Here is a 10,545-nt window from a genome sequence, read left to right as displayed (position 1 = left end):
GCTTGCTGGCGAACCGGCTGTGTCAGGCACTGTTGTAGATTTGACCGACATACCGCGTTCGCCAGCAAGCCGGCTCCTACAGAGTCATGCGGCGCTTGGAAGAACGCCACCGCCGGCAAGCCGTACTGCTACAGGGCGTTGTTTTTCGTCAACGGGCACGTCCAATCCCGGGGTTTGGGTCACGCAAGCGTTTCACTCTGCGCAGGTTTTGCATCGCGGGTTTGCTATGGACCGGAACAGCGCTAACCTGCCTGTTCCTCATTTACCTGTGACCCCGTCCAATGCCATTGCGACAGCGACTCGAAAACCTGCCAGTCGGCCAGAAGCTGCTGGCCGCGCTATTGGTGCTGCTGACCACCGTGCTTCTGGTCGCCAACCTGACCTTCATCAGCGCCGCCTATTACATCTCCCAGGAGGCCATGGCGCCCCAAGCCCTGCAGACCATTGGCCGACTGATCAGCAACCCGGGCCTGTCCGAGCAGGCGCTGTCGTCGCCCTATAACGCCCAGGCCCTGCTCAAGGAACTGAAAAACTATGGGCCACTGCGCGCAGCCGCCGTCTACGATAGCAACGGCATCCGGTTGGCGCAGGTACAACAGGGCGACAAACTGCGTCTGCCCGATCACTACCGCAATCTGGAAAGCTGGCGGAGCACCGAGTTTCGCAACACCCAAGTGATTCCGATCCCCAAACAGGGCCAGGCCCCAGGACACCTGTTGCTGGTAGCGAGCAGCGAACTGCCGACGGCTTTCTATACCGGCACACTGACGGCAAGTCTGGGCATCCTGATTTTCAGCGTGTTGCTTTGGGCCGGCGTGGCGCGGCAGATTCGCCGTTTCATCACCGAGCCAATTTACCAACTGGAAGAGCTGTCGCGCCGAGTCACCCGCGAAGAGAACTACGCTCTGCGCGCAGGCCCCGGCAATCAGGACGAAATCGGCTCCCTTGCCGAGGCGTTCAACACCATGCTCTCGCGCATGGAGGCCCGCGAGCAGCAACTCAAGCGCGCCCGGGACGAGTCTCAAGATGCCTATGATCAAGCGCAGGGGCTGGCCGAAGAAACTCGCCACACCAACCGCAAGCTTGAACTGGAGGTTCAGGTCCGTAGCAAGATCGAGAAAAAACTCACCGGTTTTCAGAATTATCTGAACAGCATCATCGACTCGATGCCTTCCGCACTCATCGCCCTCGATGAGCAGCTGTATGTCACGCAATGGAATCAGGAGGCAGGTGCCCTCTCCGGCACGCCGCTGGACGAAGCCCTCAATCAGCCGATTTTTTTGGCCTTCCCGCCGATGAAAGCGTTCTTGCCGCAGATCAAGCAGACCGTCGAACGCCATACGGTGACCAAGATCGAGCGCGTGACTTGGGTCAAGGGCGAACTGACCCGGCATTTCGCACTGACGTTCTATCCGCTGACAGGCGGCGCCGGGCGGGGCGCGGTCATCCGAATCGACGACATTACCCAGCGCCTGTCGCTGGAAGACATGATGGTGCAGTCGGAAAAAATGCTTTCAGTGGGCGGGCTCGCCGCTGGCATGGCGCATGAAATCAACAATCCGCTAGGCGCGATCATGCACAACGTGCAGAACATCCGCCGGCGCCTCTCCCCCGAACTGCCGAAGAACCTGGAGCAGGCCGAGCAGGAAGGCATCGAGCTGGGCGCGGTGAATCAGTACCTGACTGCCCGTGAAGTACCGCAACTGCTCGATGGTATTCAACAGGCCGGCGCCCGGGCGGCGAAGATCGTCAGCCACATGCTCAGTTTCAGCCGACGCAGCAATCGGCAGATGGCGCCCTGCGACCTGCCAGCGTTGATCGATCAGGCTGTTGAAATTGCCAGCAACGACTTCGACCTGACCATCGGTTTCGACTTCAAGGGCCAGAACATCATTCGCCAGTTCGATCCCGATCTCGGCCCTGTGCCGGGTACCGCCAACGAGCTTGAGCAAGTGCTGCTCAACCTGCTGAAAAACGCAGCCCAGGCGATTCACCAGCGCGAGAACGAAAGCGAGCCGGGACGCATCATCTTGCGCACGCGCCTGAATCCGCCGTGGGCAGAAATCCAGGTCGAAGACAACGGTATCGGTATGTCCGAAGCAGTGCGCAAACGCACCTTCGAGCCGTTCTTCACGACCAAGGAGATTGGTCAGGGCACGGGGCTTGGGCTGTCAGTCTCGTACTTCATCATCACCAACAATCACAAAGGCCAGATGGAGGTGCATTCCACCCTCGGCCAAGGCACCTGTTTCACATTGCGACTGCCGCTGGCAGGCAATCCGATGAACGTGCCGCCCCCTCAGATCATTGGTCAGAACGACCGGGAGTAGAACCATGGGATTTCGCTTGTCGAAGATTTACACGCGTACCGGCGACAAGGGCGAGACGGGCCTGGGTGACGGCCGCCGGGTGCCCAAGGATCATCCGCGGGTCGAGGCCATCGGCGAGGTCGATACGCTGAACAGCCAGTTGGGATTGCTGTTGGCGGGTCTTGAGGCGGTGGTGAGCGAAACCCCTGGGATGCAGGAGGTCATCGACGTGTTAGCGCCCTGCCAGCACAGGCTGTTCGATCTGGGTGGCGAACTGGCGATGCCGGAATACCAAGCGTTGAATGCGGTGGAAATCGAACGGCTGGAAGCAGCCATCGATGTCTGGAATGAGGAGTTGGGGCCACTGGAGAATTTCATTCTGCCGGGGGGATCCGCATTGATCGCCCAAGCCCACGTGTGCCGCAGCCTGGCGCGCAGTGCCGAGCGCCGTTGTCAGCACCTGAATGCATTCGAGCCACTGGCCGGTGTTGGGCTGGCGTATATCAATCGGTTGTCGGATCTGCTGTTCGTCGCCGCCCGGATCATCGCGCGTCGGCAAGGAGTGGCAGAGATTTTGTGGGAAGCGGCAAGAAAGCCGGAGTGAGCTGAATCTGCGTCTGGACGCATCCCTTGTAGGAACGGCTTGCTGGCGAACCGGCGAAGATGCTCACCGATCCACCGCGCTCGCCAACAACGCAATCATCTGTAGGAGCCGGCTTGCTGGCGAACCGCGTGAATCATCTGGCAACGATGCTCTCCGATCCACCGCGTTCGCCAGCAACGCAATCATCTGTAGGAGCCGGATTGCTGGCGAACCGGGTGCATCAACCAACGAAGGTGCTGACTTGACCCACCGCGTTCCCCAGCAAGCAGGCTCCTACATTGACTGATTTCGGCGATACATCGGCATCAGAAGACAGATCGCGTCAATCAAACCCTTCCGGCCAGAACGCCCGAATCCCCGCCACACCCTGCGCGCCGTATTCCCACGCCTGTTGGCGCTCGGCTGGCCCCACCCCGCCCAACAAATAGACTGGCTTGCTGAATCCGTCGATCAACTCCCGCGCCTGCTCCCATCCCAAGGGCTGTGCGTCCGGATGGCTTTGTGTCGGCTGAACCGGCGACAGGGTGACGAAATCCACACCCATCTGTTCGGCCAAGGACAACTCCTCGGCGTTGTGACATGAAGCCGCCAGCCAGCGGTCTTCGGGGAATGGACGGCCCTTGCTGGCATATTTGCGCAGTTGCGCGCTGGTCAGATGCCAACCGGCAGCCGGAAAGTCGCCGAGCCACTCCAGCGGGCCTTTGAGCATCAATTGGGCCTTACCCGCACAGAGACCGACCGCATCCACCGCGACATCACGATATTTGGGGTCGTACCCGTTCGGCGCACGCAGTTGAATCAGCTTGATCCCGCCAGCAATCGCTTTTTGTATGCCCTGCAGCAACTGCGGGGTTTCCAGCGCATCCGGGGTGATCAGGTATTCGCCTGGCAGACGCGCAGCGGCGACGATCGGCTGATTCGCTGCAGGAAACTCGTACCCGGCCAATTCCCGGTTGGACACCCAAGCCAGCGGCTGGCCCTCGGCGCCGTGTGGCTTGCCGGTAAACGAGGAGACCTCCCAGACATCCAGCAACACCTGCTTGTCCGGGTAATCATGCTTGATCTTGATCAGAGGGCGCGCAGCCGCAACCACGATACCCAACTCTTCCTTCAACTCGCGGGACAAGGCGGCTTCGACGGTTTCATCAGGCTCGACCTTGCCACCGGGAAACTCCCACAAGCCACCCTGGTGCTGCTTGTCAGCGCGCCGGGCAATGAGAACCTTGCCGTCGGTGCCACGAATGACCGCGGCGGCTACATGGATTCGTTTCACGTTAAACCTTCCTTCAAACACTAATCCTGTGGAATAGCCCGGTCTTTGTGGGAGCGAATTCATTCGCGAAAGATGTGTCAGGCGCCAGAAATGTATCGGCTGTACTGGCCTCTCGCGAATGAATTCGCTCCCATAGGGTGACCGCGCAGGTCAGGACACTCCTGCACAGCGCCATCCCCGTCATCAAGCGACTTGGATCAGGTGCGGTATTCCGCGTTGATCTTCACGTACTCGTGGGACAGGTCGGTGGTCCAGATTGTTTCGCTGCACTCGCCACGGCCCAGCTCGATGCGGATGGTGATTTCCTCTTCGGCCATCACCGCCGAGCCCTGCTCTTCTGTGTAGGTCGTGGCCCGCGCGCCTTTGCTGGCGATGCACACGCCGCTCAGGAACACGTCGATCTTGCTCACGTCCAGGTCCGGCACACCGGCACGGCCCACTGCGGCCAGGATACGACCCCAGTTCGGGTCGGAGGCGAACAGCGCGGTCTTGATCAGTGGCGAATGAGCGACGGTGTAGCCGACGTCCAGGCACTCCTGATGATTACCGCCGCCGTTGACTTCCACGGTCACGAACTTGGTCGCACCTTCGCCGTCACGCACGATGGCCTGGGCGACGTCCATGCAGACTTCGAACACCGCTTTTTTCAGCGCGTCGAACAGCGGGCCTTTGGCCTCGGTCACTTCTGGTAGCGCAGCCTGACCGGTGGCTATCAGCATGCAGCAGTCGTTGGTCGACGTGTCGCCATCGATGGTGATGCGGTTGAACGACTTGTTTGCGCCGTCACGGATCAGGTCCTGCAACACGCTCTGGGAGACCTTGGCGTCGGTGGCGATGTAGCCAAGCATGGTCGCCATGTTCGGACGGATCATGCCCGCGCCCTTGCTGATGCCGGTAACGGTGACTGTTACCCCATCGATCTGGAACTGGCGGCTGGCGCCCTTGGGCAACGTATCGGTGGTCATGATGCCAGTGGCCGCGGCCGCCCAGTTATCCACAGACAGGTCGTCCAGCGCAGCCTGCAGTGCGCCTTCGATCTTTTCCACAGGCAGCGGCTCGCCGATGACACCGGTGGAGAACGGCAACACCGCGCTGGCATCGACGCCAGTGATCCCGGCAAGCTTGGCGCACGTGCGCTCGGCAGCGGCCAGACCCGGCTCACCGGTACCCGCGTTGGCGTTACCGGTGTTGGTCAGCAGGTAACGAACGGTGCCTTGCACGCGTTGCTTGGCCAGAATGACAGGAGCCGCGCAAAACGCGTTCAGCGTGAACACGCCAGCGACGCTGGAGCCTTCGGCGCAGCGCATGACCACGACGTCTTTGCGCCCCGGGCGCTTGATGCCAGCAGAGGCGATGCCCAGCTCGAAACCGGGAACCGGGTGCAGCGTCGGCAAAGGACCAAGACCAACAGCCATGAAATGCGCTCCTTGAAAGTTTTCATGCCGTCCGCAATGTGACCGTACGGCGCGATCGATTGAAAAACGCCGCGACGGCTAGGCCGGTCGCGGCGTGGTATGACGGTTCAAATGCAGCGAGCCAATATTTCGGCTTAATTGATCTGACCGTGACAGTGCTTGAACTTCTTGCCCGAACCACACCAGCACAGCTCGTTGCGACCCAGCTTCTGATCGTTACGAACCGGCGACATCGTAGTGGCTGCGGCAACGGCCACGTCTTCGCCCTCTTCGGACAACACATCAGGCTGGTCCAGTCCTGGCGCCTCGGCATGCTGGAACTGCATGCGCTGAGCCAGTTCTTCGGCTTCGCGGCGCAGACGCGCTTCTTCCTCTGCCGGATCTTCGCGGCGAACCTGAACGTGGGACAGCACACGAATGGTGTCGCGCTTGATCGAATCCAGCAGTTCCTGGAACAGGGTGAAGGACTCGCGCTTGTACTCCTGCTTCGGGTTCTTCTGGGCGTAGCCGCGCAAGTGGATCCCGTGACGCAGGTGGTCCATGGTCGACAGGTGGTCTTTCCACAGATCGTCCAGAACACGCAGCAGAATCTGCTTCTCGAAGGTGCGCAGGGCTTCGGCGCTGGCCTGGTCTTCTTTCTCGTTGTAAGCCGACATGATGGCTTCCAGAAGTTTCGGACGCAGGTTTTCTTCGTGCAGGTGATCGTCTTCGTCCAGCCACTGCTGAATCGGCAGTTTCACGCCGAAGTCACTGTTCAGGGCCGCTTCCAGACCAGACACGTCCCACTGCTCAGGCAGTGACTGTGGAGGAATGTGCGAGCTGATGGTGGCGTCGAGCACTTCTTCGCGGAATTCGGCGATGGTGTCACCAATATTGGTCGCAGCCAGCAGGCTGTTACGCATGTGGTAGATCACTTTGCGCTGTTCGTTGGAGACGTCGTCGAACTCGAGCAGTTGTTTACGAATGTCGAAGTTGCGGCCCTCGACCTTGCGCTGCGCCTTCTCGATGGCGTTGGTCACCATGCGGTGTTCGATCGCCTCGCCGGACTGCATGCCCAGCGCCTTCATGAAATTCTTCACCCGGTCAGAGGCGAAGATGCGCATCAGGCTGTCTTCCAGCGACAGGTAGAAGCGGCTGGAACCGGTGTCGCCTTGACGACCGGCGCGACCGCGCAGCTGGTTATCGATACGACGGGATTCATGACGCTCGGATGCGATTACATGCAGGCCACCGGCCTCGATTACTTGCTGATGGCGCTTCTGCCAATCTGCCTTGATCTGCGCGATCTGCTCAGGGGTCGGATCTTCGAGACTGGCAACTTCCACTTCCCAGTTACCGCCCAACAGGATGTCGGTACCGCGACCGGCCATGTTGGTGGCAATGGTCAGTGCACCCGGACGACCGGCCTGGGCAATGATTTCCGCTTCTTTTTCGTGGAACTTGGCGTTCAGAACCTTGTGATCGATACCTTCCTTGCGCAGCAAATTGGACATGTGCTCGGAAGTTTCGATGGTCGCCGTACCCACCAGCACCGGACGTTGCTCGGCCAGGCAGGCCTTGATGTCGGTGATGATCGCCGCATATTTCTCTTCGGCGGTCAGATACACCAAGTCGTTGAAGTCTTTACGCGCCAACGGCTTGTTCGGCGGAATGACCATTACGGCCAAGGCGTAGATCTGGTGGAATTCGAACGCTTCGGTGTCTGCGGTACCGGTCATCCCGGACAGCTTGTTGTACAGACGGAAGTAGTTCTGGAACGTGGTCGAGGCCAGGGTCTGACTCTCGGCCTGGATGTTCAGGTGCTCCTTGGCTTCGATGGCCTGGTGCAGGCCTTCGGACAGACGACGACCCGGCATGGTACGACCGGTGTGTTCGTCGACCAGCAGGATCTGGCCGTCCTGGACGATGTATTCGACGTTGCGATGGAACAGCTTATGCGCTCGCAAGCCGGCATAAACGTGGGTCAGCAGGCCCAGGTTGTGCGCCGAATACAGACTTTCGCCTTCAGCCAGCAGCCCGACTTCGGTGAGCATTTCTTCGATGAACTGGTGACCTGCCTCGTTCAGTTCCACCTGACGGGATTTCTCGTCGATGGAGAAGTGACCCGGTTTGGTGACCACGCCTTCCACTTCCTCGATGTGTTGCTCGAGTTTAGGGATCAGCTTGTTGATTTCGGTGTACAGCTTGGAACTGTCTTCGGCTTGCCCCGAGATGATCAACGGGGTACGGGCTTCGTCGATGAGGATCGAATCCACTTCGTCGATTACGGCGAAATTCAGCTCGCGCTGAAATTTGTCTTCAAGGCTGAACGCCATGTTGTCGCGCAGGTAGTCGAAACCGAATTCGTTGTTGGTGCCGTAGGTGATGTCCGAGCCGTATGCGGCACGTTTCTCTTCAGGCGGCTGGAATGGTGTGACGACGCCTACGGTCAGACCGAGGAATTCGTACAGCGGACGCATCCAGTTGGCGTCACGACGGGCCAGGTAGTCGTTCACGGTCACAACGTGCACGCCCTTGCCGGACAGTGCGTTGAGGTAAACCGCCAGTGTCGCCACCAGGGTCTTGCCTTCACCGGTACGCATCTCGGCGATCATGCCTTCGTGCAGCGTCATGCCGCCGATCAGCTGAACGTCGAAGTGGCGCATCCCCATGACGCGTTTACCCGCCTCGCGGCAGACTGCGAAAGCTTCAGGCAGGAGCTTATCGAGGGTCTCACCTTTGGCTATGCGGGCCTTGAATTCTTCGGTCTTGGCGCGCAGTTGCTCGTCCGAAAGGGCCACCATTTGCTCTTCGAAGCTGTTGACGTGTTGAACCGTCTTGAGCATGCGTTTCACTTCGCGCTCGTTCTTGCTTCCGAAAAGTTTTTTTAACAAAGGTGCAAACATATCGACAGGATCTTCCACACATAGGGATGGAGGGCGGCCCCGTGAGTCGCCCGTGCAGCCCTCATGGCCGCATGCGAACGAGCATTCTACCCGGAAATGGTGGTGAGGAAAGTGGCGTTATTCCACGATGCTGGCACAGCAATGTTACGGGGCAGAAGTACAATAGGGGCATTTCTTGGGACTTCAACCCGTCATGGGCAGAAGATTGATTAATGTTTTTTCACAAATCGACCGGCATTTAACCACTGGGTCCGATGCCTGCAAGGCCGGTCAGCGCTTTCTGATAACATCACGGGCTTGTATCAAAAGGCAACTCTCATGGCATTTCGTCCCTTACACGCTCGTGCTCCGGCCGTGCTTTTGCGTGAAGCCAGGCCGCTCAAAGCCATCTTCAATCATGCGCAGCGTCTGGCGTATTTGCAGCGCTTGCTGGAAAGCCAGCTGCAACCGGCTGCCCGAGAGCATTGCCATGTTGCGTCGTGGCGTGAGGGTACGCTGCTGTTGATCGTGACCGACGGGCACTGGGCGACGCGTTTGCGTTATCAGCAGAAGCGCTTGCAGCGGCAGTTGGTGGCGTTCAAGGAATTCGCCAATCTGACCCGACTGCAGTTGAAGGTACAGCCTGCGACGATCCATCGGGCTGCCGTTGGTCAATCGAGAGATCTTTCGGCGGCAGCGGCGGAGACGATTCATGAGACGGCTGAGGGGATCAATGATCCCAAGCTGAAGGCAGCGTTGGAGCGGTTGGCGGCGCATGCCCGGCCTAAGGTCGCGGGCGTTTAACAGGCTGTGCTCTGGTTTTTTGCGCGAAAAAATCGCTACCGCCGGCCCCCCGGACTGCTACAGGGATTGTGTGCATCCGCATAAATTCCGGTACGCCGCAGAATCTGTAGGAGCCAGCTTGCTGGCGAATGCGGCGGGTCAACGGTAGATGTGTCGTCTGAGACGCCGCGTTCGCCAGCAAGCCGGCTTCTACAAGCAGAATGAACCCAAATCAGCGTCACCACAGATACCGGTTATATACCCACGCCTAATGGTCCCCCCTAAAAAGGCGCATAAAAAAAGGCCACCAAAAGGCAGCCTTAAATAATCGAAACTAAGAAGAAGAGACTGTTACACCGCCGCTACAGGGCGCATGTACGAGATCGGTGCGGTACTGGCATCTTCGAAGGTCACTACTTCCCAGGCATCTTCTTGTGCAATCAACGCACGCAGCAGACGATTGTTCAGACCGTGTCCCGACTTGAAGCCCTGATACTCGCCGATCAGACTGTTGCCCAACAGATACAGGTCACCGATGGCATCCAGGATCTTGTGTTTGACGAACTCGTCCTCATAACGCAGGCCGTCTTCGTTCAACACGCCGTCCTTGTCCACGACGATAGCGTTCTCAACGCTGCCGCCCAGTGCAAGGTTGTGCTTGCGCAAGTACTCGATGTCTTTCATGAAACCGAATGTACGCGCACGGCTCACTTCTTTAACAAACGAAGTGCTGGAGAAGTCGACGCTTGCAGTTTGCGTACGGTTCTTCAGGTAGGGGTGATCGAAATCTATTTCGAAGCTCACCTTGAAACCTTCGAACGGCACGAACTTGGCGTATTTGCCGTCTTCTTCAACGCAGACTTCTTTCAGAATGCGTATGAATTTCTTCGGTGCGTCCTGTTCTTCCAGGCCAGCCGATTGAATCAGGAATACGAAGGGACCTGCGCTGCCATCCATGATCGGAACTTCGGAGGCAGAGAGTTCAACGTAGGCGTTATCGATGCCAAGGCCAGCCATGGCCGACAGCAAGTGTTCAACCGTATCGACCTTCACATCGCCGTTGAACAGCGTTGTGGAAAGCGTGGTGTCGCCCACATTCAGCGCATGCGCGTTGATCTGGACGACCGGCTCGAGGTCGGTACGGAAAAACACAATGCCAGCGTTCACAGGTGCAGGTTTGAGGGTCAGGTAGACCTTTTCCCCCGAGTGCAGGCCGATACCTGTGGCACGGATAATATTCTTCAGGGTGCGTTGTTTAATCATGGCATTGGCCGCTTCAGCGCATATCGCGAATTAG

General features: G+C 58.8%; 7 protein-coding genes. 3 read left to right on the top strand and 4 right to left on the bottom strand.

What is annotated here, in order from left to right; translation table 11 throughout:
- Positions 1 to 281: 281 nt before the first annotated feature.
- Entirely contained in the window at positions 282 to 2,330 is a 2,049-nt protein-coding gene (locus ACRER8_RS14320) for a sensor histidine kinase (protein ID WP_431746896.1), read from the top strand.
- Positions 2,331 to 2,334: 4 nt separating this feature from the next.
- A complete protein-coding gene (locus ACRER8_RS14315; RefSeq protein WP_431746895.1) occupies positions 2,335 to 2,913 on the top strand; it encodes a cob(I)yrinic acid a,c-diamide adenosyltransferase in 579 nt (192 codons plus the stop codon).
- A 322-nt stretch (positions 2,914 to 3,235) separates the two neighbouring features.
- On the opposite strand, the gene ACRER8_RS14310 is transcribed toward ACRER8_RS14315, so the two are convergent.
- The 3 genes from ACRER8_RS14310 to secA all read right to left on the bottom strand — a co-directional run bounded on the left by ACRER8_RS14310 (position 3,236) and on the right by secA (position 8,486).
- Positions 3,236 to 4,186, bottom strand: a complete 951-nt coding sequence (locus ACRER8_RS14310) for a Nudix family hydrolase (RefSeq protein ID WP_431746894.1) — start codon at positions 4,184 to 4,186, stop codon at positions 3,236 to 3,238.
- 197 nt (positions 4,187 to 4,383) lie between these two features.
- Entirely contained in the window at positions 4,384 to 5,601 is a 1,218-nt protein-coding gene (gene argJ / locus ACRER8_RS14305; RefSeq protein ID WP_431746893.1) for a bifunctional glutamate N-acetyltransferase/amino-acid acetyltransferase ArgJ, read from the bottom strand.
- Positions 5,602 to 5,735: 134 nt separating this feature from the next.
- Positions 5,736 to 8,486: a preprotein translocase subunit SecA gene (secA, locus tag ACRER8_RS14300; protein WP_431746892.1), complete on the bottom strand. Its 2,751-nt coding sequence runs from the start codon at positions 8,484 to 8,486 to the stop codon at positions 5,736 to 5,738.
- A 318-nt stretch (positions 8,487 to 8,804) separates the two neighbouring features.
- Here secA and ACRER8_RS14295 point away from each other — a divergent pair, with 318 nt between their 5' ends.
- Complete coding sequence (locus ACRER8_RS14295; RefSeq protein ID WP_431746891.1) at positions 8,805 to 9,269, top strand: DUF721 domain-containing protein; 465 nt, start codon at positions 8,805 to 8,807, stop codon at positions 9,267 to 9,269.
- Positions 9,270 to 9,599: 330 nt separating this feature from the next.
- On the opposite strand, the gene lpxC is transcribed toward ACRER8_RS14295, so the two are convergent.
- Positions 9,600 to 10,511: a UDP-3-O-acyl-N-acetylglucosamine deacetylase gene (lpxC, locus tag ACRER8_RS14290; protein ID WP_108236924.1), complete on the bottom strand. Its 912-nt coding sequence runs from the start codon at positions 10,509 to 10,511 to the stop codon at positions 9,600 to 9,602.
- Between the last annotated feature and the right edge of the window lie 34 nt (positions 10,512 to 10,545).

This window comes from Pseudomonas sp. (assembly GCF_050739935.1).
GTDB lineage: Bacteria > Pseudomonadota > Gammaproteobacteria > Pseudomonadales > Pseudomonadaceae > Aquipseudomonas.
The sequence above is the reverse complement of the archived record's forward strand: the minus strand, read 5'-3'. Positions and strand labels throughout refer to the sequence as shown.